The sequence below is a fragment of the Pseudorhodoferax sp. Leaf265 genome, assembly GCF_001422365.1.
GTDB lineage: Bacteria > Pseudomonadota > Gammaproteobacteria > Burkholderiales > Burkholderiaceae_C > Pseudorhodoferax.
The window spans coordinates 1-20,795 of the sequence record NZ_LMMT01000021.1; the positions used below are offsets into that span (position 1 = coordinate 1).

The window sequence follows — 20,795 nt, forward strand, 5'->3', positions numbered from 1 at the left end:
GCGCTCCGGGCAACCTGCGGTGCTCGCGCCATGGGCTGCATTGCGCAACTCGCTTCGTTCACTGCGTTCACTGCGCTCGGACAAGCGCAATGAGTCAGATGTTGAAGCGCGTGGTTCCCCGCGCAGCCCATGGCACTGCGCTCCTCGGCAGTGTCACAGGGGAAATTCCGATCCGGGCCATCGCTGCGCTCGGCCTGGGACCCGGGCCATTGCTGCGCTCGGCCGACGGCCATGGCGGGACGGAGCATGAGGGGTCTCATCGCATCACCACACATTCCCCGCCCCAGGCGTATAGCTCGCGCTGATCACCGCATTGGTCTGCAGCACCGCGCACTTGACCATGCCCGAGAAGTCGGCGATGGCCGCGTCGACCTTGACCATGCCGGCCGTGACCTCCACGTTGGCGGCCTGCACCGAGACCTTGGCCGCGGCCGTGACCGTGATGCCCGCCGTTTCCAGCTTGATGCTGTTGCCGTTGGCGTCCTCCAGCGTGAGCTGGCTGGGGCCGTCCTTGAGCGTCACGCGCGTGCCGCCCGGGGTTTCCAGCGTCAGCGTCTCCTGGCCGCTCTCATCGACCAGCGTGATCTGGATGCCGTTCTTCGAACGCAGGCGCTTGGTGCGGTTGGCGCCGCCGGCCTCGATGTCGGCCGGCGCCGCGGCGCTGCCGTTCCACAGCCCGCCCACGATCAGCGGCGCGCGCGCATCGCCCTGGGCCATCAGCACCAGCACCTCGTCGTCCACGTCGGGCAGCATGAACAGGCCGCGCTGGTCGCCCGCGAACGGGGCGACGACGCGGGCCCAGAGCGGCGCGTCCTGGCCCGTGGCACCGTCGAAGGCCAAGAGGCGGATCTGCACGCGGTTCAGCCGCTCGGGATCGTCCAGCGAGACCACGCGCGCGAGCTGGGCCAGCGCGGCCCAGGGCGGCGCGGACATGAAGGGCAGGTCGCGTTGCATCAGGTCCCCAGATAGGCGCACTCGGCCTGGAATTCGGTGCGGTAGCCCTGGCGCTGGTCGAACAGATGGCGCGCCTGCACCACGTAGTAGCTGTTGTCGAACTGCGGCGCGATGCCGGCCAGCCGCACATGGCAGCCCACGCGCAGCCGCGCGTTGCCCTCGGCCACGCCCTCGGCGCGCACGAAGCGGCGCGCGCGCTGGTCGAACGCGGCCTCGGCCACGGCGCGGGCTTCCGCGTCGCTGTGCACCGCCGGGCCGGCCAGGTGCAGCGGGCGTGCGCCCAGCGCATCGCTGGCCCAGTCCGGGCCGCTGCGGCCGCTGCCGGGGCCGCCATGGGCCAGTGCGCTGGCCTGGCCGCTGACGGGGGCACCGTCGCGCGCGTTCCAGCCCGACACGCTGACGGCACTGACCTGTTCGGCCAGGTCGGCCGTGATGCGCACGCGCGCCAGCTGGCTGTACAGCGTGAGCTCCAGGCTGCCGCGCTGCACCTCGCCGCGCGGCGCCACCTGCAGGCGCTGGCCGACCACCTGCAGGTCGCCATCGAAGCGCGCCAGCAGCCGGCGCAGGAAACCGAGGTCGGTCTCGTCGAGCTGGGCCCAGGTGCCGCGTGGCTGGTCCAGCGCAGTCACGTCGACGACCAGGCCCAGTTCGCCTGCGATGGCGCGCGCCACCTCGGCCGGCGACTGGTCGGTGTAGACGCGCGTGCGGCGGGCGCGGCGGGCGGCGCCCAGCGCGTCTTCGGCCAGCACCACGAGTTCGGGCGGCTTGCCGTAGTCGCAGACCATCTCCAGCGCGCTCACGCGGCCCTGGAAGATTTCCGTGGGGGCGGCGGCGTCGCCGCTGTAGACGGCCAGTTCTGCGCCCAGGCGCAGCGTGGAGCCGGCGTCGAAGGCGAGCTCGGGGCTGCCGTCGGTGGCGACCCAGTTGTTCAGCCGCAGCTCCAGGTGCGAGAGGCCGCCCTCGTTCTCCTCCATGCGCAGCGCCAGCAGCTGGGTGGCCAGCCGCGCGTCCTCCTGACCCGCGATGCGCAGCGTCGGGCGCGCACTGAAGATGGCGCTGCGGCTCAGGGTGGCTTCGGTCATCGCGGTCAGAACGTGTGAATGAACCGATCGCGCCCACGACGGGGTGCGGCGGGCTGCAGGCGTAGGCGCAGGCCGACGCCCGGGCTCATGCCCGGGCAAGGACTGCAACGCCCGCATGCGGCCTGGCGTGCCCCGGTCCGCAGGGCGAGGCCCTGGGCGCGGCGATCATGGTGAAAGCAGGTGCTCATGGGGCCTCGCGTGGGTGTGAGCGGTTCGTTCATACGTTCTCATTGGTCGCACAACCGTGCTTCGCGCTCGGCGCGCACGCGCAGGGTCTGCTCGATCTGTTCGGCCAGCGCGGCGCCATCGGGCGCGGCGGCCGCCGGCGCCGGCGCTGCGGCCGGTGGCGTGGGGCTGATCTCGGCGCTGACTTCTTCGAAGGTGACGGCCATGCTCTGTGCTCCTCAACCGAACTGGATGCGGCCATGCAGGTCCGCCTGCACACCGACCTCGGCGCTCAGGCTGCCGCCGGCCTGCACCACCGCGCGGCCGCCCGGTCCGAAGGCCGCGCCGGCCACGGGCGGCGCCGGCAGCAGGCTGGCGCGTGCGGCACCGAGCTCGACCGACACGCCGGGCGGCGCGATGGACAGGCCGGCGAAGGCCGGGCCGGCGGTGGCCGTGAGCGCGGCGCCCACGCTGAGGCCGGCGCCGGCACCGACCGACAGGCCCACACCCGAACCCGCGCCCAGTGACACGCCGGCCCCGGCCGAGAAGTCGGCCGCGGCCGACAGCGTCACGCTGCCGCCCACGGCGAGGCCCGCCTCGGCGCCGAAGCGCAGGCTGGCCGACGCATTGGCACCGGCGATGGCGCGCGCCGCGCGCGGGTCGCCCAGTGCGCTGGCCACGCTGGCGGCACCCATCCCCGGCGCGGCGCTGACCGGGTCGGCCGGCAGGCTGCGGTCCACCGCGGGGGACGGGCTCTTGTTGCTCTGGAACTCCACTTCCTGGCTGGCCAGCGTGAGCGCGATGGACGAGCGCAGCGGCACGCCTTCGGCCGAGAAGAAGTCCAGCGTCTCCTTGAACTGCTCGACCACGCCGCGGAAGCGGTAGCTGCCCCAGCCGAACTCGACCTTGGGCGCGAATTGCTTGCTGCCGTCCTTCGCCGGCTCCAGCAGGCCGCTGATGTGGGCCGTGACGTCGCGCACCGAGACGCCGGTCTCGGTCGTGTCGAACACCAGCGTCATGCTGAGCTTGCCGCTGCTCTTCTTGACGAACTGGCGCGCGCCGTTGTTGCCGTTGCGGTCGTCGAACTCGTTGCTGATCGTGTATTCGAGCGAGGCCGGGTTGAACTGCAGCTCGAACGGCGCGCCGCCCGCGCCCGGGCCGTCCAGCACCTTGAAGGTGGCGGCGGCCACGGTGGGGGCGTCGGGCAGCCAGGCCATCACGCGGCTCCGTCGAACAGGCGCAGGCCTTCGTGCGCCAGGTGCAGCTCTTCGATGCCGACCTCGGAGCCCTTGGCGTTGAGGTCGGCGGCCTTGAACTTGACCGGCAGGCAGCGGTCCAGGCCCCAGGTCAGGGCCGGCTTGTCGGCGCTGTCCTGCACCACGATCTCGGCCGAGAGCCGGTAGGCGTAGGCGCCGCCGCCCACCAGCTGGAACCAGCGGAACAGGTCGCGCGAGCGCGTCATGCCGCGCTTGAGCACCACGGTGGCGAAGCTGACCTGGCCGGCCCGCTGGGTGGCGCCGTAGTTGGCACCGCCGGCGCGGATGAGCTTGGGCTCCATCGTGGCCTCCAGGCCCGTGCATTCGGCGAAGGCGCCGCTGCAGACCTCGACCGCGCCGCCGCCGCCGCTGCCCGCGCGCTTGAACGTGACCGCGAAGCGGAACACGTGCAGGCCGACGAAGGCGGCATCCAGGGTCATGTCGCCTCCTGCGCCAGCGCGTCGACGCTGGCCGCGTGGCCGAGCTGCAGTACCACGGTGATCTGCTCGATGGCCATGGCCGGGCGCACCTGCAGCACGGCGATGAGGCGGCCGGCGTCCAGGTCGGCCTGGGTCATGGTGCTGCGGTCGCAGCGCACCGAGAAGGCCTGCGCGCGCGTCGCGCCACCGAAGGCGCCGGCTTGCCAGAAGCCGGCCAGCAGTTCCTCCAGCGTGCCGCGCAGGCGCGCCCACAGGGCCGGGCCATTGGGTTCGAAGACCGCCGTCTCGCCGGCGCGCTGCGCGGCCTGCAGCAGCGTGGCGAGCAGGCGGCTGGCGCCGCCGAAGCGCCAGGGGTCCAGCGCCGAGGCGCTCACGTCGGACTGCAGCGCCCAGCCTTCGGCCTGCTGGGCGAACAGGCACACGCGCCGGGCCAGCAGTGCCGAAGGGCTGTCCGGCGCCAGACCCCAGGCCGGCACGGGCTCGGCGCCGCCCACATCGCGCAGCAGCGCGAGCGAGCGGTCGCCGGCCACCGCGCGGTGCGTGCCCAGCGTGACCGCGCCCTGGGCGACGAGGCCGGCCAGGATGCCGTCGGCCGGCTCCAGGCCCTGCGGCAGGTCGCTGGCCGCGGCGCGGGTGCGCAGCCAGGGCCAGGCCAGTTGCGACAGCGCCTCGGCGGGGCGGCCCTGGGCGGTGTCTTCCGCCGCGCCGTCGGCCAGCACGCCGGCCTGTTCCAGGTAGTTCAGAAAGTCGGCCTGCGCGTGCACGCCGGCAACGCTGCGCGTGCCGGCCTCGGGCAGCGGCAGCGCGGCCAGCAGCGTGGCGCTGCGCCGGTGCCGGGCCAGGAAGCCGCGCACGCCCTGCAGCGCCGCGCGCCATTGCTGGTAGCCGGCCGCGTCCAGCCGCGGCGCGGGCACGCGTTGCAGTGCGGTGTCCGGCTCCTGCGGCTGCTCCACGTCGCAGGGCGCGAAGCCCTCGGGCAGCGGTGCGAGCGCGCGCGCGGTGTCGGGCGGTGGCGGCAGGCCGGCGCACAGGTCGGGCAGGTCGGGCAGCAGCAGCAGGCTGGCCTGTGGCAGGCCGTACAGGTGCTGCAGGCCGTGCCAGCTGGCCGGCTCGTGTGGTGCGAACGGTGTGGCCGTGGGCAGCAGCCGGGCCAGGCGCGCGGCGCGCTGGGCGGCGCGCATGGCGCTGCTCTCCTGGCAGGGCCAGGGGTCGCCCACGCGCACGACGATGGCGCGCCTGCCGCCGCGTGCGAAGAAGCTGCGCACGGCCGCGCCGAGGTAGCTGGCGCAGAGGCGCGTGCCGTCCACATCCACGGCGCGCCGGTCCCAGTCGTAGAAGCGGTCGAACAGGTGCCAGCTGTCGAGCGCGAGCGGAACGTCCAGCAGGTCTTCGATCTGCGCCGGCGGGCGCGCCCAGGGGCCACGGACCCAGCCGCCCGCGTCCAGCTGGGCGCGCAGCGCATCGGGCAGCGGCCGGCCTGCGCGGCGGCCGACATGGCCGACGAAGCAGGCCACGTCCGAGCGGTAGAGGTCGGCCGGGGCGCTGGGGGCGACGGGTTCGAAGACCAGGGCCATGTCAGTTTCCCGGTGTTGTGGCCGAGCGCAGCGATGGCCCGATTCGCTCCCCGCTCCCCGGGGCCCCTGTACCCACGCCGAGGAGCGCAGTGGCCTGGGCGGCGCGGGGAACCTCGCGCTTCAATAACTGACTCATTGCACTTGTTCGAGCTGAGTGAACGCAGTGAACGGTGCGAGTTGTGCAATGCGCCCAGGCCGCGAGCACCGCAGGTTGCCCGGAGCGCCNTGAGTGAACGCAGTGAACGGTGCGAGTTGTGCAATGCGCCCAGGCCGCGAGCACCGCAGGTTGCCCGGAGCGCCAGCGCAGGGACGTGGGGACCGGGGTCGCCCTTTCTTTGGTTACTTTCTTTCGGCGAAACGAAAGAAAGTGACTGCACTGCCGGGGGCATATCCCGGCCTCTGGTGCTCGTGCGATCACTACGTCTGATCGAGGTGAGGAGGCGGGGATTTCGCCCCCGCACGACGACCTACTTTTCTTGCTGCGCCAAGAAAAGTAGGCAAAAGAAGGCGACCCCGGTGCCCCTGTCCCTCCGCTGCGCTCCGGGCAACCTGCGGTGCTCGCGCCATGGGCTGCATTGCGCAACTCGCACCGTTCACTGCGTTCACTCAGCTCGNCTTCACCCCCACACCCCGACTTACTTTCTCTTGCTTCGCCAAGAGAAAGTAAGCAAAGAGAAGGCGACCCCGGTGCCCCTGTCCCTCCGCTGCGCTCCGGGCAACCTGCGGTGCTCGCGCCATGGGCTGCATTGCGCAACTCGCACCGTTCACTGCGTTCACTCAGCTCGGACAAGCGCAATGAGTCAGTTATTGAAGCGCAAGGTGCCCTTGCGCAGCCCATGGCGCTGCGCTCCTCGGCAGTGGCACAGGGGGAAGTCCCACACGGGCCATCGCTGCGCTCGGCCTGGGGCCCGGGCCGTCGCTGCGCTCGGCCTTGGCTTGGGGCAGGGGTGGCTTGCACGGTGGGCTCAGGCGTTGTATTCGAGCGCCTCGGCGGACAGCACGATCTCTTCCATGGCGACATCCCCACCGCCCTTGCCTGCCAGCGTGGGCCCGGTGTACTTCATCGGGATCACGCCACGCAGCACCCAGGACTGCACGGGCTTCTGCGCCTCGTCCAGCAGCGTGATGGTGACGCTGCGCTGGGCCGCCGGGCCCTGCACACGCGCACTGCCGATCCAGTCGAACAGGGTCTTGGAGTTCAGGATGCCGCGCTTGAGCGTGACGTCGGAGACCTTGTGCACGCCGGCGACCTTGCGCACATGGTTCTCCTTGTCGTTGCCGAAGCGGTACTCGGCCACCGTGAGCTCGGTGCCGATGCCCGAGACATCGGAGAAGCCGCCGAAAACCTCGCCGCCGTCGAAGTTGACGATGAAGTTGAAGGCGCCGTAGGGCGTGGTGCGGTTTGCCATGCTGCTCTCCTCACGCCGCATCAGCGGTCATCTGGCCGATACGGAAGATCACGAACTCGGCCGGCTTGATGATGGCCACGCCGATCAGGCAGACCAGGCGGCCGTTGTCCAGGTCGTTCTGGGTCATGACGCTGCGGTCGCAGCGCACGAAGAAGGCCTGTTCGGCCGTGCTGCCCAAGAGCGCGCCGTTGCGCCACTCGTTGTAGAGGAAGTCGGCAATCGTCTGGCGCACGTTGGCCCACAGGCGCTCGCCGTTGGGCTCGAACACGGCCCACTGCGTGCCGCGGTCGATGGAGGACTCCAGGTAGTTGAAGTAGCGCCGGTCGGACACGTACTTCCACTCCGGGTCGCTGGAGACCAGCCGCGCGCCCCAGACGCGGTAGCCGCGCCCGGAAAGGTAGCGCAGGCAGTTCACGCCCAGAGGGTTGAGCAGCTCCTGCTGGGCGAAGTTGATGTCCAGCTCGAAACGCAGCGCGCCGGTCACGACCTCGTTGGCTGGCGCCTTGTGCACGCCGCGCTGCACGTCGTTGCGCGCGTAGATGCCGGTCACGAAACCCGAGGGCGGCAGCGCGATCTCGCGCGGGATGTCGTCGCGGCCGGGCCGGGCCAGCGGGTTGGCCACCACCACCCAGGGGTAGTAGAGCGCGGCATGGCGCGAGTCGACGCGGCCGCGCGCGGTGCGCATGTCGCCGGGCGTCTGGCGCGGCGCGCAGTCGAGCACGGCGATGCGGTAGGCGCGGCGGCGCTCGGCGTGCGCGATCAGCGCGTTCTGCACGGCCGGGCCCTCGGCGTAGGCGCTGCTGCCGGGCGCGGCGACGATGGACACGTCTTCCAGGCCCGACAGCAGGGCCAGCGCGGCGGCGTAGCTGCCTTCCGTGGTCTCGGCGCCCAGTGTGGGGGCGTTGCCGTCGCTGCCGCCAGCCAGCGTGAGCAGGCGGCGGCCCTCGGTGTCGCCGGCCACGGCGGGCAGCGCGCGCACGGCGGTGAGCAGTTCGAAGGCGTCCACGCCGGTGCCGACGTCGGCCATGACCAGGTTGGTGAGCGCCTCGGCCCGGCTGCCGGGGGTCTGCGCCAGCACCGTGCCGAGCCAGCGTGGGTGGGCGCGCGCCAGGCCCAGGTCTTCCCAGGTCTGGGCGCCGCCGTCGGCGTCGACCACGTCCAGCGCCAGCGTCAGCAGGGCGGCCGTGGCGCCGTCGCCACCGGGCACGTCGGCCGGGCCCAGCCCGGCGAGGTCGAGCGCGGTGGCGTCCGATTCGGCCCAGGTGGCGCCGCTGCCCTGGTACAGCGTTTCGGTGTCGGCCACCGTGATGGCAAGCAGGCTGCCGGCCGGCGCCGTGGCCATGGTGCGCAGCGTGGCCGGGCGCTGGGCCACGCGGAACAGCACGCGGCCATTGCCGGCCGCGCCCGGAAAGCGCGCGCGCATGACCACGCTGGCGGCCGCATCGGCACCCGTCAGCAGCGCGCCGGAGGCGGGCTGCGCGCCGTTGACGGTGCGCACCACGTACAGCCGCGAGCCGCCGTTGTCGAAGTAGGCGCGCACGGCGTGGGCGACGTAGTTGAGGTTGCGCGTGGCGTCCGCCAGGTCGGCCAGGCCCAGGTTCTCCAGCCCGCCGTAGATGTGCTCGAAGTCCGTCAGGCTGGTGACGAGCTCGGGCACGCCCGTCACGGGCCCGCGCCGCGTGGGGCCGACGAAGGCCGTGGTGCTGGTGCCCACACCCTCGATGGATTTGGCGCGGAAGCTGGTTTCTTCCACGTAGACGCCGGGTGCCAGGTATTCGGGCATGGCCTAACTCCTTTCATGCAAGCACAAAACGCGCTCGGCTGTCATGGCACGGCGAGCACAAGGGACAGGGACAGGGTGCGGCCCGCCGCGAGCGCCACGGCCTGCGTGGCGCTCGGCAGCGTGGCCGCGCGGGCTTCCAGCCGCTCGGGATCGACCACCGGCAGCGTGGCCGGCGCGCGGCCGGCCTGGACCGAAGCCAGCGGCGTGCGCAGGCCCGCGGCCGGGTCGAACACCCATTGCAGCTCGGCCGCCAGCTCGCTGACGACCACGGCGTCGGGGTCGTCCGACCAGGTCGTGACGGGCACGCCGGGCACCGGCACCAGGGCCTCGCCGCGCCAGTCCGACAGCCCGCGTGCCAGCACGCGGCCATCGGCCCGCACCAGCAGCAGCGCGCCGCCCAGTGCGTCGCCGCTGGCCTGCGCGTGCAGGCTGGCGCGCAGCAGCGACCAGTTGGCGCCGGTGGGGGCGGCAGGAGCGGGGTAGAGCGCCAGCTCCACCGGCGCGAACAGGTCGCCGGGCTGGCCGGCCACGGGGTCGCGCGGCAGCGCCAGCACCGTGCGGCGCGGCAGGTAGCGGCCCAGCGGGTCGTGCACGCTGAGCGGCAGTTCGACGCTGCCGATCGCGGGCGCCGCGGGCGGCAGTGCGAAGGCGCTCTCGTGCGCGGCCAGTCCATCGGCGCGCACGATCACGTACAGGCCGCTGCGGTTGCGCTGGAGCGTGCCGCCGGCCAGCTGCAGCTGCAGCGGCGTGTCGATCTGCGCGCGCGTAACGGCGTCGACGCAGCGCACGGCGCCCAGCACGCGCGTTTCCACGCGTTCCAGTTCGCGCAGCAGCAGGGCCGTCACGGCTGCACCCCCGCGGGCACGGCCGTGCCGTGGACGAAGCGCGTGGCGACCACGGGCGCGGCGTCCAGCAGCCGGTCCGGGTCCAGCCGCACGCGGCGCGCGATGTAGGACACCGACAGCCGGTAGGGCGGCTCCAGCGCGTCCCAGATGCGCATCATGTCCTCGGTGCTGAGTTCGGACGGGATGATCTGCACCACCTCGTCCGGTGCCCAGCCGGCCTCGGGCGACAGCGCCGAGGCGTCCAGGATGGGGTGCTGGTAGAGCTGGCGCATGGCCCAGGCCATGGGCAGCAGCTCGTCCTGCGGGTTGCCGGCCCAGGCCGTCAGCAACAGGTGCAGGTCCAGGCCCAGCGGCGGCGGCTGTTCGGGCGACATGCGGTCGGGCCGGGCCTGGCGCAGGTGCTCGTTGACGGTCAGGCGGTAGCAGTACAGCGTGAGCCGCGTGGCATCGTCCTGCGGCGCGGCCAGTTCGCCCGAGGACAGGAGCGCGAAGTCGCACTCGGGCATGGCCTGGCCGGCCACCTCGGCCGGGTAGGTGTTGCGCAGGTAGGTCACGAGGGACTGCCCCACCGAGTGGATCGCCTGGATGTTGGCCATGGTTGTCGCGTCATGCCTTTCAATGCCTGCCCGACGGGGAGCGTGGTGCGCGGTAGATCGCCCCGTGGCCCGGCAGCGGCACCCGCTCGATCCGGCCCTGCTGCAGCAGCGCGGACAGCGCCTGCTGCAGCTCCTGCGCCGTGACCAGCAGCCCGGCCTTGCCCAGCCACCACTGCGCGATGCCCTCTTCGGAATCGGCCGCGAACGGGTGGCGCGCCAGGTAATCCAGGATCACCTGTTCCGCCTGCCGCCACGCTGGTTCCGCCGGATCGTGCAATCACACCCCCAGTAGGTCTGGGCATGCCATTGCGAACGCCGTGCCAGCCCGAAGGCCGCACGCAAGTGCTTGATGGGATTGGGGTTCTTGCCGCGCGCGGGGGGCGGGTGGGTCACCGGCGACCCGGCGCGGCGGACCCGCTGGGTCGGCCGCCGCCCCGGCTGCGGCTACAGGCCGTGCTTCTTGAGCAGCTTGCCCAGCGCGCGCCGTTCCTTGCCGGCCAGCCGGGCGGCGTGGGTCACGTTGCCCTGGGTCTGCTGCATCAGGGCCTGCAGGTAGTCGCGCTCGAACTGCAGCAGCGACTCCTCGCGCGCATCGTGGAAGCTGCGCAGTGCGCCAGGGGCCACGCTGGCCGGTGTGACCACGGTCACCCGCGTGAGCGCCGGCTGCGGCGAGAGGTCCAGCATGTCGCCATCGGACAACATCAGTGCGCGCTGCACGCGGTTGTCGAGCTCGCGCACGTTGCCTGGCCAGGCGTGGCAGGCCATCCAGTCCAGGCTGGCGGCGGTCAGCCGGCGCGGCGCCAGCGCATGGTGGCGCAGGTGCTCGGCCAGGAAGTGCTCGGCCAGCAGTTGGGCGTCGCCCGGGCGTTCGCGCAGCGGCGGCAGCTCCAGCAGCAGCACGTTGAGGCGGAACACCAGGTCGTCGCGGAAGTGGTGGCCGTCCAGCAGCGCGTCCAGGCGCGGGCTGGCCGCCGCCAGGATGCGCACGTTGCCGCTGCACTCGCGCGCGCCGCCGACCGGGCGGTAGCGCTGGTCCTGCAGGAAGCGCAGCAGCGCGACCTGGGCCCGCGGCGGCAGCGCGTCGAGCTCGTCCAGGAACAGCGTGCCGCCTTCGGCCGCGGCCACCAGACCGGTGCGGGCCTGGCGCGCGTCGGTGAAGGCGCCGCGCTCGCAGCCGAACAGCTCGGTCTCGATCAACGTCTCGGGCAGGGCGCCGCAGTTGACGGGCACGAAGGGCCCGTGCTGGCGCGCCGAACGGTAGTGGATGGCGCGCGCCGCCAGTTCCTTGCCGGTGCCGGTTTCGCCCCGGATCAGCACCGGCGCGTCGAAGCGGGCCATGCGCTCGATCAGCTGCAAAGCCTGCAGGAAGGCGGGCGAACGACCGATCAGGCGTGGCGCGGCAAGGCTTGCTGGCTGCATGGACTTCCCCGTTGTGGGCGATCCCTGAGCCTAGCGCCGCCGGCCCCTGCCGGGCAAGCCACAGGCCCCGCTGCCGGCGCGGCAGCGGGGCCTTTTTCGGCCGGATGGTGGATGACTCCAGTCACCCACCGGTCGGGTCAGCTGGCGCTCTTGTCCTTGAGCTTCTCGCCGCCGCGGCGGATCGCGTCGCCGCTGCGTTCCATGCCGTTGCCCACGGCTTCGCCGGTGCGTTGCGCGCCATGCTTGATGGCGTCGCCCGCGCGGTGCGCGCCGCGCTTGACAGCGGCACCGGCGTTGTGGGCGCCTTCCTTGATGTTCTGCTCCGCACGTGCGGCCGGGCCAGGCTGCGGGTTGCGCGGGTCGGCGCTGCGGTACGCCGGCTGCGCGTCGCGCGCGGCCGGGGCCGCATTGGTGTTGCCGTTGCGGTAGTTCTGCAGGGCCTGGTCCATGCGCTGTTCGCGCGTGGTGTCCTGCGCCTGGGCCGCAGGCAGCAGGCCGGCGAGGGCGATGGTGGTGGCGGCGATCAGGCCCAGGTGGCGGGAAGTCTTCATGGTGCAATCCGTTGTCGTTGGGATGGCACAAGCGTAAACAGGGGCCACCACCGGCGCAGTCGGCTGGCCGCGCGCGCTGGCGTGGGCCTGCGACTACGTGGCGTCAGATCTCGTAGCCCTCGGCTGTCACGCGGTCCTTGTCGGCCAGCATGGCCTGGTCGACCACGCTGCGCTGCAGCGTCGGCGCGAAGGACTCGATCAGCGCGTAGACATAGGCGCGCAGGTAGCTGCCGCGGCGCAGCGCGAGCTTGGTCAGGTTGATGCCGAACAGCGCGCCTGCGTCGATGGCGCGCAGCTGCGTGTCGCGCTCGGCCTCGAACGCGATCGAGGCGACGATGCCCACGCCCATGCCCAGCTCCACATAGGTCTTGATCACGTCGGCGTCCATGGCGCTCAGCACGATGCGCGGCTCGATGCGGTGCTTGGCGAAGGCCTGGTCGATGTGGCCGCGGCCCGTGAAGCCCGCGCCGTAGGTGATGAGCGGATAGCGCGCCAGCTTCTCCAGGCTCAGTGGGCCGTCCAGCAGCGGGTGGTTGGGCGGCACGATGATGGAGTGGGTCCAGCGGTAGCAGGGCAGGGCCACGAGGTCGGCATACTGGGCCAGCGCCTCGGTCGCGATGCCGATGTCGGCCTCGCCCGACAGCAGCATCTCGGCCACCTGGCGCGGCGAGCCCTGGTGCAGATGCAGCCTGACGTTGGGGAACTGCAGCCGGAACTCCTGCACCGCGGTGGGCAGCGCATAGCGGGCCTGGGTGTGCGTGGCCGCGATCGACAGCGAGCCGCTTTGCTGCGCCACGAACTCCTGGCCCGCGGTGCGCAGGTTGTGGCTGCCCTGCAGGATGCCTTCGATGATGGGCAGCACATGGGCGCCGGGCTCGGTCAGCCCTGTGAGCCGCTTGCCGGCACGCACGAACAGGTCGATGCCCAGCTCCTCCTCCAGCTCGCGGATCTGCCGGCTCACGCCGGGCTGCGAGGTGTGCAGGGTGTGGGCCACTTCGGTGAGGTTGAAGCCGCAGCGAACGGTTTCGCGCACGGATCGCAGTTGCTGGAAGTTCATCGTGCCGCATTGTTCGGGGCGACACACAAATCTCAAACGATTGATTCGTAGGTTCTATATCGCCAAAACATCGCTGGAAAAAAAGAGCCCCATGCCGGCTGGCATGGGGCCCGAATCCCCTTCCAAGGGAGCAGTCGCTGAAAGGAGCGACGCAGCCACTGTAGGCGCGCCGCGGCATGGGGCCAACGAAGCTTCGCGCGCTTGCTTATGCGGACGATGTGCGGCTGCGCAACCGTCAGAGACCCAGCGCGCGGCGCCCGGCCGCGGCCAGCACGGCGTCGCTCTGCGGGGCGTGCACACGGCCACACAGCACGTCGCGCAAATGGCGCTGCAGTGGGTTGTGGCGCGTGAGGCCATGGTTGCCGCAGAGCTTGAGCGTGCGCTCCACGGCCTCGATGGACTGGGCCGTCACGGCGTGCTTGAGCAGGCCGCTGTCGGTGACCGACGGCGGCTCGCCGCAGTCCACGGCGGCGACGGCATCGTCGAGCTGCACGCGGTTGCTGCGCAGCAGGGCCTCGATCTCGCCCATGGCCTCGTGCGTGCGCGGCAGGCTGGCCAGCGGCGCGCCCAGACTGCCGGGGGCGCGTGCGCGCAGAAAGCCCAGCAGCCAGTCGCGCGCAGCACGCGCCACGGCGTCGTAGAGCGCGCCCAGCAGCACGGCCATCCAGGCCTGGTGCAGGGCCTGGGCCTGCCGTTCGGCGGGGCTGCCCGCGCCCGGCGCCCAGTCGGCCGGCGCGCGCAGGTCCACGGCGTTCTCCAGCGGCAAGGGCACGTCGTCGAACACCGCCTCGTGGCTGCCCGAGGCGCGCAGGCCCAGGTGGTCCCAGCTGCGCACGATGCGGATGCCGGGCGCATCGCGCGGCACCAGGAACACGCCGCTGCGCGGCTGGGCCTCGTCGGTGCGGCCCCAGACGGCCAGCCAGCGCAGGCCCTCGATGCCGGTGCAGTACAGCTTGTGGCCCGACAGCCGCCAGCCGTCGCCCGCGCGCCGCGCCACGGTGTCCGGCAGGCCGCCGCGGCTGGGCGAGCCCAGCACCGGCTCCACGCGCAACGCGTTGACGAGCGCGCCGTCGCGCACGGCATCGCGCGCCACGCGCTCGCGCAGCACCAGCGGCCAGCGGCTGCCCTCGTGCGCGAGCGCCAGGTGCTGCAGGTAGGTCATGGTGAGGATCAGCGCCGTGGCCGGCTCGGCATGGGCCAGCGCGGCGATCACGCGCCGCGCCTCGGCCAGGCCCGCGCCGTCGCCGCCCCAGGGCCGGGGCACCACCAGCGCGACGAGGCCGGCCTCGTGCAGCGCCGCGAAGTTGGCATGCGGGAAGGCGCCGCTTTCGTCCAGTGCGGCCGCGTCGCTGGCCAGCTGCGCCGCGAGGCGGGCCAGCACGGTGGGATGCAGGCCGGGGGCGGCCGGCGCGCTGGGCAGGCGGTAGAGCAGGGGGGCGTTCATGGAAGGCGGGCGGTTGTGCGAGAGCGCGAAGGCTATCGGCCCGGTTCCCCTGCCCAAACTTGCGTCCCGCATATGCATGCTTGTTTTTCTTCGTTCTGGTTGTGCGCATCGCTGGCTAATGTCCTGTGGATCAACCGGAGTCAGCATGAGCCACGTCGAATTCATCGGCATGATCCAGAGCCAGAAGGTCTCGGAGATCCACGCCGCCCAGGGGCCCGCCATCGACCGCGACTACGTGCGTGCGTTCGCCCAGGCACACGAGGCCGCCGGCTTCGACCGCATCCTGGTGCCGCACCATTCCGCCGGTCCGGACGCCACGCTGACCGTGGCCCATGCGGCCTCGGTGACCGAGCGCATCGGCTTCATGCTCGCGCACCGGCCCGGCTTCATGGCGCCCACGCTGGCGGCGCGCCAGTTCGCCTCGCTCGACCAGTACAGCGGCGGCCGGCTGGCCGTGCACTACATCTCGGGCGGCTCGGACGACGAGCAGCGGCGCGACGGCGACTGGCTGGACCACGACCAGCGTTACGCCCGCACCGATGAATACCTCGAGGTGCTGCACAAGGTGTGGACGGCAGACAAGCCCTTCGACCATGAAGGTGCGCACTACCGCGCGCGCAACGCCTTCTCCGAGGTCAAGCCCGTGCAGACGCGCAACAGCCGGCCGCACGTGCCCGTGTACTTCGGCGGCGCATCGGAAGCGGCGATTCCGGTGGCCGGCAAGTACGCCGATGTCTACGCGCTGTGGGGCGAATCGCTGGCACAGGCGCGCGAGCTGACCACGCGCGTGCGTGCCGAGGCCGCCAAGCACGGCCGCAGCGTGCGCTTCTCGGTCTCGTTCCGGCCCATCCTGGCCGAGACGGAGGACAAGGCCTGGGCCCGTGCCGAAGCCATCCTGGCCGAAACGCGCCGGCTGCGCGTGGTGCAGGGCTTCGGCCGCGGCGGGCCGCAGCAGAGCGAGGGCGCGCGCCGCCTGCTGGCCGCGGCAGGGCAGGGCGTGCGCGTGGACAAACGACTGTGGACCGCCATCGCGCAGGAGACCGGCGCGCGCTCCAACAGCACGGCGCTGGTCGGCACGCCCGAGCAGGTGGCCGATGCGCTGCTGGACTACTTCGACCTGGGCGTGAGCACCTTCCTGATCCGCGGCTTCGACCCGCTGGAGGATGCGCGCGACTATGGACGTGCGCTGATTCCGCACACGCGTGCGCTGGTCGCGCAGCGCATGGCCAACCGGCGGGAGGCGGCATGATGCGCGGCCTCCGACGCATGGCCCTGGGCCTGCTCGGCGCCGCCTGCGTGCTCGCCGCATCCTCGGCCCAGGCCCAGGCCTGGCCGGCCAGGCCGCTCAAGCTCATCGTGCCGTTCCCGCCGGGCGGCGCGGCCGACACCATCGGCCGTTACTACGCCGAGCAGCTCGGCCAAGCCTTGGGCCAGCCCGTGGTGGTGGACAACAAGCCTGGCGCCGGCACGGCGATCGCGGCCGAGGCCGCCGCGCGCGCGGCGCCGGACGGCTACACCTTGTCGCTGGCCACCAGCGGCCAGTTGACCATCCTGCCGCACCTGCAGGACAAGCTGCGCTTCGACCCGCTGCAGGACTTCGCGCCGGTCTCGCTGCTGGCCTCGGTGCCCAACGTGGTGGCCGTCAATGCGAAATTCCCGGCCCAGTCGGTGGCCGAGCTCGTGGCGGCCGCGAAGGCGCAACCCAACAAGCTCGGTTACAGCTCCTGCGGCACCGGCACGCTGTGCCACCTGAGCGGCGAGCTGTTCAAGAACCTGACCGGGGCCGACCTGCTGCATGTGCCCTACAAGGGCAGCGCGCCGGCCATCGCGGCGGTGCTGGGCGGCGAGGTGCCGGTGGCCGTCGACACGCTGGCCGTCCTCGCGCCGCAGATCCAGGCCGGCAAGCTGCGCGGCCTGGTGCTGACGGCCGCCCAGCGCTCGCCGCTGCTGCCCGGTGTGCCGAGCGCGCCCGAGGCCGGGCTGCCCGCGTTCGCGACGGCCGGCTGGTTCGGCATCGTGTTGCCGGCCGGCGCGCCCGCGCCCGTGGTCGAGCGGCTACAGCGCGAGATCGCCACGATCGCGCGCGCCCCCCGGACCGTGCAGGAACTCGAGGCCAAGGGCATCATGGTGGAGCACAACACCCCCGCCGCCTTCGCCGAGCTGATCCGCACCGACCACGCGCGCTGGGGCCGTGTGATCAAGGACAGCGACGTGCGCATCGAGTGAATCCCAGCCTCTGTTTCTGGACCCACCCCATGACCACTCCTGCATCTTCCATCACGCGCCGCCGCGCGCTGCGCGCCACCGGCAGCGCGGCCATCGTCGCCGCCGGCGGCCTGCTGGCCGCGCGCGCCTGGTCGCAGCCGCGCAAGCTCAACTTCGCCTGGAACGCCACGGCCTTCTGCCTGTCGCCCGTGGTCGTCGCGCAGGAGCGCGGCTACTTCGAGCGCAACGGCCTCTCGGTGGAGCTGACCAACTACACGGGCTCGACCGACCAGCTGCTCGAGTCGCTGGCCACGGGCAAGGCCGATGCGGCCGTGGGCATGATCCACCGCTGGCTCAAGCCGCTGGAGTCGGGCTTCGACGTGAAGATCGTGGGCAGCTCGCACGGCGGCTGCGTGCGCCTGGTGGGCGTGAAGGAGGCCGGCGTGACCAAGCTCGCCGACCTCCAGGGCAAGACCATCGGGGTGTCGGACATCGCGAGCCCGGGCAAGAACTTCTTCTCCATCCTGCTCAAGAAGAACGGCATCGACGCCGACAGGGACGTCACCTGGCGCCAGTACCCGGCCGACCTGCTGGACATCGCCGTGAACAAGGGCGAGATCCAGGCGATCGCCGACGGCGACCCCAACATCTACCTGATCGAGAAGCGCAACAAGGAGCGCTACGTACAGATCGCCACCAACCTGTCGGGCGAGTACCGCGACAAGGTCTGCTGCATCCTGGGCGCGCGCGGCGAGCTCGTGCGCAAGGACAAGCCCGTGGTCGCTGCGCTGGTGCGCGCCATCGTGCAGGCCTCCGACTACGTGGCCGACAACCCCAACGAGTCCGCCAGGCTGTTCGCGCGCTACGCGCCCAAGGTCGGCGTGGACGACCTGCAGGCGCTGCTGGGCACGCTCACGCACCGCCACCACCCGAGCGGGCGCAGCCTGCGCGACGAGGTGGAGTTCTACGCGCGCGACTTCCAGTCGGTGGGCGTGCTCAAGCCGGGCACCAACGTGGCGCGCTTCGCGGACCATGTGTCGGTGGATGTGTTGGGCTGACCCCAAGTTTTCCGCATACGAAAGCGCTTTTTCCTGCGTTGGAGAAGCGCGCAGCACGCACTACCGTCGAGCCCGTTCTTCACACACCACGAAGAGGGAGTTCCCCCATGTCCAGTCTGCCCACCACGCACACCAGCTGGTCGCGCCGCAAGCTCGTGCGCACCGCCGGCATCGCCGCCGTGGCCGCCTCGGCCACGCTGCTGGCCTTGCGCGCACGTTCGCAGCCACGCAAGCTGACCTTCGCCTGGAGCCAGGCGGGCTTTTGCCTGACGCCGGTGCCGGTGCACTGGAGCGCGGCTTCTTCCAGCAGAACGGGCTGGATGTGGAACTGCTGAACTGGGCCGGCGCGGCCGACCAGCTGCTCGAGGCCGTGGCCACGGGCAAGGCCGACGTGGCCGTGGGCCTGATCCACCGCTGGGTCAAGCCGCTGGAGGCGGGACTGGACGTCAAGCTCGTCAGCAGCGTGCACGGCGGCTGCCTGCGCCTGGTGGCGGCCCAGGGCGGCGGCATCACCAGCGACGTGAAGAGCTTCAAGGGCAAGGTCATCGGCGTGTCCGATCTCAACAGCCCGGCCAAGCAGTTCTATGCGATCCACCTGGCCAAGCGCGGCGTGGACATCGACAAGGATGTGGAATGGCGCGTCTACCCGGCCGACCTGCTGGACGGCGCGGTCAAGAAGGGCGAGATCCAGGCCATTGCCGACGGCGACCCCAACCTGTACCTGATCGAGAAGCGCAACCCGGGCCTGTTCACCGAGATCGGCAACAGCGCCAAGGGCGAGTACGCCGAGCGCATCTGCTGCGTGGTCGGCGCGCGCGCCCAGTTCGCGCAGAAGGACAAGCCCCACGCCGCCGCCGTGGTGCGCGCGCTGGCCCAGGCCTCCAACTACGTGGCCGAGAACCCCAACGAGGCCGCGAAGATCTACCACAAGTACACGCCCAAGGTGCCCGTGGAAGACCTGCAGAAGCTGCTGGCCGAGCTGACCTACAAACACCATCCGGCCGGCGCGCCGCTGCGCACCGAGGTCGAGGCCTTCGCGCGCGACTTCCACAACGCCGGCATCCTGAAGAAGAGCACGGACGTGGTGCGCTTCGCCAACCACGTGTCGCTGGACGTGCTGGGCTGAGCATGAGCGCGCTCGCACCCACCCCTTCCTTCGAGGCGCCGCCGCAGCGCGAGGCCGTGTCTGCACGTCCCGCTGCGGCGCAACCGCCCACCGGCATCTGGCGCACCGGCCTCGTTGCCACGCTGGCCTGGGGCGGCCTGGGCGTGCTGACGCTGGCCTGGCCGAACAAGCCCATCGGCTTTTCCGACTGGGCCTTCACCGAGGAGTTCGGCATCGCCGCGCTGGCGGTGGCCGTGCTGCTGCTGGCGGTGGCGCTGCTCGGCGCGCGCGCCGGGCAGATCGGCCGCAGGCTGCGCCCTGCGGGCCAGTGGCTGGTCGCCGCGCCGCTGCTGCTGGCGCTGTGGGAGCTGCTGACGGCCAAGCTGGGCCTGCTGCCGCCGCCGTTCTTCGCGCCGCCGCAGAGCCTGATCGACGTGGTGGCGGAGGACTGGAGCCGGCTCGGCCTGTCGACCGCGCACTCGCTGCGGCTGCTGGCCAACGGCCTGGTGTTCGGCGCGCTCGTGGGCTTCCTCACGGGCGTGTGGATCGGCTGGTCGCGCGTTGCGGGCTACTGGGTGCATCCACTGCTGCGCTTCCTGGGGCCGGTGCCGGCGTCGGCGCTGCTGCCGCTGGCCTTCTTCTTCGCGCCGTCGAGCTATTCGGCCGCGGTGTTCCTGGTGGCGCTGGCCACCTTCTTCCCCGTCGCGGTGCTGACCTGGTCGGGTGTGGCCGCCGTGCCCAAGAGCTACTACGACGTGGCGCGCACGCTGGGCGCCTCCGAATGGTTCCTGGTGCTGCGCGTGGCGATCCCGGCTGCCCTGCCGCAGGTCTTCGTGGGCCTGTTCATGGGCCTGGGCGCTTCGTTCTCGGTGCTGGTCACGGCCGAGATGATGGGCGTGAAGGCCGGCCTGGGCTGGTACCTGCAGTGGGCCCAGGGCTGGGCCGCCTACGCCAACATGTACGCCGCGCTGCTGGTCATGGCGGCGCTGTGCTCGGGCCTCATCACGCTCTTGTTCACGGTGCGCGACCGCGTGCTGTCCTGGCAGAAGGGGACGGTCAAATGGTGACCACGGTGCAGGCGACGCCGGCCGTCAGGAAGGGTGCGCAGATCGCGGTGCAGCAGGTCAGCCACTGGTTCGAACAAAAGGGCAGCGCGCTGCAGGTGCTCGATGGCGTGGACCTCACGGTGGCGCCGGGCGAGTTCGTCGCGCTGCTGGGTCCCAGCGGCTGCGGCAAGTCCACGCTGCTGCGGCTGGTCGCCGGGCTGGAGCCGGCCACCACCGGCCAGCTGACCCAGGACGGCGCGCCGATCACGCGGCCCGATCCCTCGCGCATCGTGGTGTTCCAGGACCCCACGCTGTTCCCCTGGCGCACGGTCTGGGACAACGTGGCGCTGGGCCCGCAGGCGCGCGGCCTGCTCAAGGACCAGCGCGCGCGCGTCGATGCGGCGCTCAAGCTCGTGGGCCTGTCGGACTTCGCGGCGAGCTTTCCGCACCAGCTCTCGGGCGGCATGGCGCAGCGCGTGGCGCTGGCGCGCGCGCTCGTCAACGACCCGCAGCTGCTGGTGCTCGACGAGCCGCTGGGCAAGCTCGACTCGCTCACGCGCATCGCGATGCAGAGCGAACTCGTGGCGCTGTGGCAGCGGGCCGGCTTCTCGGCGCTGCTGGTCACGCACGATGTGGAGGAGGCGCTGTTCCTGGCCCAGCGCGTGATCGTGCTGAGCGACCGGCCTGCGCGCATCACGGCCGAACTCAAGGTCGACCTGCCGTACCCGCGCCAGCGCGGTCACCAGCGCCTGGCCGAACTGCGCCACGAGGCGCTGCGCCACCTGGGCCTGGACGCCACCTGGTAG

General features: G+C 71.9%; 20 protein-coding genes and 1 pseudogene. 6 read left to right on the top strand and 15 right to left on the bottom strand.

The genetic code is table 11. The features are described from left to right. Window positions 1-264: 264 nt before the first annotated feature. The 15 genes from ASF45_RS17920 to ASF45_RS17985 all read right to left on the bottom strand — a co-directional run bounded on the left by ASF45_RS17920 (window position 265) and on the right by ASF45_RS17985 (window position 14,575). Window positions 265-954 carry a phage baseplate assembly protein V gene (locus ASF45_RS17920; RefSeq protein WP_056665537.1) on the bottom strand — a complete coding sequence of 230 codons (690 nt, stop codon included), beginning with the start codon at window positions 952-954 and terminating at the stop codon, window positions 265-267. Beyond that, window positions 954-2,036, bottom strand: coding sequence for a phage late control D family protein (locus ASF45_RS17925; RefSeq protein ID WP_056665540.1), 1,083 nt, complete (start codon window positions 2,034-2,036; stop codon window positions 954-956). Before ASF45_RS17925 ends, ASF45_RS17920 begins: the two co-directional genes overlap by 1 nt. Before the next feature lie 227 nt (window positions 2,037-2,263). Continuing rightward, window positions 2,264-2,428, bottom strand: a complete 165-nt coding sequence (locus tag ASF45_RS35445) for a hypothetical protein (RefSeq protein ID WP_156473079.1) — start codon at window positions 2,426-2,428, stop codon at window positions 2,264-2,266. A 12-nt stretch (window positions 2,429-2,440) separates the two neighbouring features. Further along, window positions 2,441-3,418 (bottom strand): hypothetical protein, encoded by a 978-nt coding sequence (locus ASF45_RS17930; RefSeq protein ID WP_056665543.1) that lies wholly within the window; start codon window positions 3,416-3,418, stop codon window positions 2,441-2,443. After that, complete coding sequence (locus ASF45_RS17935; protein WP_056665546.1) at window positions 3,418-3,897, bottom strand: phage tail protein; 480 nt, start codon at window positions 3,895-3,897, stop codon at window positions 3,418-3,420. Before ASF45_RS17935 ends, ASF45_RS17930 begins: the two co-directional genes overlap by 1 nt. Then, entirely contained in the window at window positions 3,894-5,471 is a 1,578-nt protein-coding gene (locus tag ASF45_RS17940; RefSeq protein ID WP_056665549.1) for a phage tail protein, read from the bottom strand. Before ASF45_RS17940 ends, ASF45_RS17935 begins: the two co-directional genes overlap by 4 nt. 965 nt (window positions 5,472-6,436) lie before the next feature. After that, window positions 6,437-6,880 (bottom strand): phage tail protein, encoded by a 444-nt coding sequence (locus ASF45_RS17945; RefSeq protein ID WP_056665554.1) that lies wholly within the window; start codon window positions 6,878-6,880, stop codon window positions 6,437-6,439. Between the two features lie 10 nt (window positions 6,881-6,890). Continuing rightward, the gene (locus ASF45_RS17950) at window positions 6,891-8,663 is read right to left on the bottom strand and encodes a phage tail sheath subtilisin-like domain-containing protein (RefSeq protein WP_056665557.1); all 1,773 of its coding nucleotides are present in this window, start codon (window positions 8,661-8,663) and stop codon (window positions 6,891-6,893) included. 41 nt (window positions 8,664-8,704) lie between these two features. Then, window positions 8,705-9,508 carry a hypothetical protein gene (locus ASF45_RS17955; RefSeq protein ID WP_235580955.1) on the bottom strand — a complete coding sequence of 268 codons (804 nt, stop codon included), beginning with the start codon at window positions 9,506-9,508 and terminating at the stop codon, window positions 8,705-8,707. Next, entirely contained in the window at window positions 9,505-10,104 is a 600-nt protein-coding gene (locus ASF45_RS17960) for a DUF4255 domain-containing protein (RefSeq protein WP_056665561.1), read from the bottom strand. Before ASF45_RS17960 ends, ASF45_RS17955 begins: the two co-directional genes overlap by 4 nt. A gap of 19 nt (window positions 10,105-10,123) precedes the next feature. Next, window positions 10,124-10,339: a hypothetical protein gene (locus ASF45_RS17965; protein WP_063887716.1), complete on the bottom strand. Its 216-nt coding sequence runs from the start codon at window positions 10,337-10,339 to the stop codon at window positions 10,124-10,126. Window positions 10,340-10,548: 209 nt separating this feature from the next. Then, complete coding sequence (locus ASF45_RS17970) at window positions 10,549-11,523, bottom strand: sigma 54-interacting transcriptional regulator (RefSeq protein WP_082551098.1); 975 nt, start codon at window positions 11,521-11,523, stop codon at window positions 10,549-10,551. 137 nt (window positions 11,524-11,660) lie between these two features. Continuing rightward, complete coding sequence (locus ASF45_RS17975; protein WP_056665568.1) at window positions 11,661-12,074, bottom strand: hypothetical protein; 414 nt, start codon at window positions 12,072-12,074, stop codon at window positions 11,661-11,663. A gap of 103 nt (window positions 12,075-12,177) precedes the next feature. Beyond that, on the bottom strand, window positions 12,178-13,131 hold the full coding sequence (locus ASF45_RS17980) for a CysB family HTH-type transcriptional regulator (RefSeq protein ID WP_056665570.1): 954 nt from the start codon (window positions 13,129-13,131) through the stop codon (window positions 12,178-12,180). Between the two features lie 235 nt (window positions 13,132-13,366). Beyond that, complete coding sequence (locus ASF45_RS17985) at window positions 13,367-14,575, bottom strand: acyl-CoA dehydrogenase family protein (RefSeq protein WP_056665574.1); 1,209 nt, start codon at window positions 14,573-14,575, stop codon at window positions 13,367-13,369. Between the two features lie 145 nt (window positions 14,576-14,720). Between ASF45_RS17985 and ASF45_RS17990 the strand changes: the two genes are divergently transcribed. The 6 genes and pseudogenes from ASF45_RS17990 to ASF45_RS18015 all read left to right on the top strand — a co-directional run bounded on the left by ASF45_RS17990 (window position 14,721) and on the right by ASF45_RS18015 (window position 20,795). After that, the gene (locus ASF45_RS17990) at window positions 14,721-15,824 is read left to right on the top strand and encodes an LLM class flavin-dependent oxidoreductase (protein ID WP_056665577.1); all 1,104 of its coding nucleotides are present in this window, start codon (window positions 14,721-14,723) and stop codon (window positions 15,822-15,824) included. Further along, window positions 15,824-16,801: a tripartite tricarboxylate transporter substrate binding protein gene (locus tag ASF45_RS17995; protein WP_056665581.1), complete on the top strand. Its 978-nt coding sequence runs from the start codon at window positions 15,824-15,826 to the stop codon at window positions 16,799-16,801. The genes ASF45_RS17990 and ASF45_RS17995 overlap by 1 nt, the downstream gene beginning before the upstream one ends. Before the next feature lie 29 nt (window positions 16,802-16,830). Next, window positions 16,831-17,838 carry an ABC transporter substrate-binding protein gene (locus ASF45_RS18000; RefSeq protein ID WP_056665584.1) on the top strand — a complete coding sequence of 336 codons (1,008 nt, stop codon included), beginning with the start codon at window positions 16,831-16,833 and terminating at the stop codon, window positions 17,836-17,838. A 107-nt stretch (window positions 17,839-17,945) separates the two neighbouring features. Beyond that, a pseudogene (locus ASF45_RS18005) lies at window positions 17,946-18,964 on the top strand (ABC transporter substrate-binding protein). Window positions 18,965-18,966: 2 nt separating this feature from the next. After that, window positions 18,967-20,010 (top strand): ABC transporter permease, encoded by a 1,044-nt coding sequence (locus ASF45_RS18010; RefSeq protein ID WP_082551100.1) that lies wholly within the window; start codon window positions 18,967-18,969, stop codon window positions 20,008-20,010. Then, on the top strand, window positions 20,004-20,795 hold the full coding sequence (locus ASF45_RS18015) for an ABC transporter ATP-binding protein (protein ID WP_056665591.1): 792 nt from the start codon (window positions 20,004-20,006) through the stop codon (window positions 20,793-20,795). The genes ASF45_RS18010 and ASF45_RS18015 overlap by 7 nt, the downstream gene beginning before the upstream one ends.

Coding starts and splice junctions, on each gene's coding strand:
- ASF45_RS18015 (WP_056665591.1), top strand. CDS start 20,004: ATGGTGACCACGGTGCAGGCGACGCCGGCCGTCAGGAAGGGTGCGCAG.
- ASF45_RS17980 (WP_056665570.1), bottom strand. CDS start 13,131: ATGAACTTCCAGCAACTGCGATCCGTGCGCGAAACCGTTCGCTGCGGC.
- ASF45_RS17985 (WP_056665574.1), bottom strand. CDS start 14,575: ATGAACGCCCCCCTGCTCTACCGCCTGCCCAGCGCGCCGGCCGCCCCC.
- ASF45_RS17925 (WP_056665540.1), bottom strand. CDS start 2,036: ATGACCGAAGCCACCCTGAGCCGCAGCGCCATCTTCAGTGCGCGCCCG.
- ASF45_RS17995 (WP_056665581.1), top strand. CDS start 15,824: ATGCGCGGCCTCCGACGCATGGCCCTGGGCCTGCTCGGCGCCGCCTGC.
- ASF45_RS17920 (WP_056665537.1), bottom strand. CDS start 954: ATGCAACGCGACCTGCCCTTCATGTCCGCGCCGCCCTGGGCCGCGCTG.
- ASF45_RS17940 (WP_056665549.1), bottom strand. CDS start 5,471: ATGGCCCTGGTCTTCGAACCCGTCGCCCCCAGCGCCCCGGCCGACCTC.
- ASF45_RS17990 (WP_056665577.1), top strand. CDS start 14,721: ATGAGCCACGTCGAATTCATCGGCATGATCCAGAGCCAGAAGGTCTCG.
- ASF45_RS18010 (WP_082551100.1), top strand. CDS start 18,967: ATGAGCGCGCTCGCACCCACCCCTTCCTTCGAGGCGCCGCCGCAGCGC.
- ASF45_RS17935 (WP_056665546.1), bottom strand. CDS start 3,897: ATGACCCTGGATGCCGCCTTCGTCGGCCTGCACGTGTTCCGCTTCGCG.
- ASF45_RS35445 (WP_156473079.1), bottom strand. CDS start 2,428: ATGGCCGTCACCTTCGAAGAAGTCAGCGCCGAGATCAGCCCCACGCCA.
- ASF45_RS17950 (WP_056665557.1), bottom strand. CDS start 8,663: ATGCCCGAATACCTGGCACCCGGCGTCTACGTGGAAGAAACCAGCTTC.
- ASF45_RS17945 (WP_056665554.1), bottom strand. CDS start 6,880: ATGGCAAACCGCACCACGCCCTACGGCGCCTTCAACTTCATCGTCAAC.
- ASF45_RS18000 (WP_056665584.1), top strand. CDS start 16,831: ATGACCACTCCTGCATCTTCCATCACGCGCCGCCGCGCGCTGCGCGCC.
- ASF45_RS17930 (WP_056665543.1), bottom strand. CDS start 3,418: ATGGCCTGGCTGCCCGACGCCCCCACCGTGGCCGCCGCCACCTTCAAG.
- ASF45_RS17970 (WP_082551098.1), bottom strand. CDS start 11,523: ATGCAGCCAGCAAGCCTTGCCGCGCCACGCCTGATCGGTCGTTCGCCC.
- ASF45_RS17960 (WP_056665561.1), bottom strand. CDS start 10,104: ATGGCCAACATCCAGGCGATCCACTCGGTGGGGCAGTCCCTCGTGACC.
- ASF45_RS17975 (WP_056665568.1), bottom strand. CDS start 12,074: ATGAAGACTTCCCGCCACCTGGGCCTGATCGCCGCCACCACCATCGCC.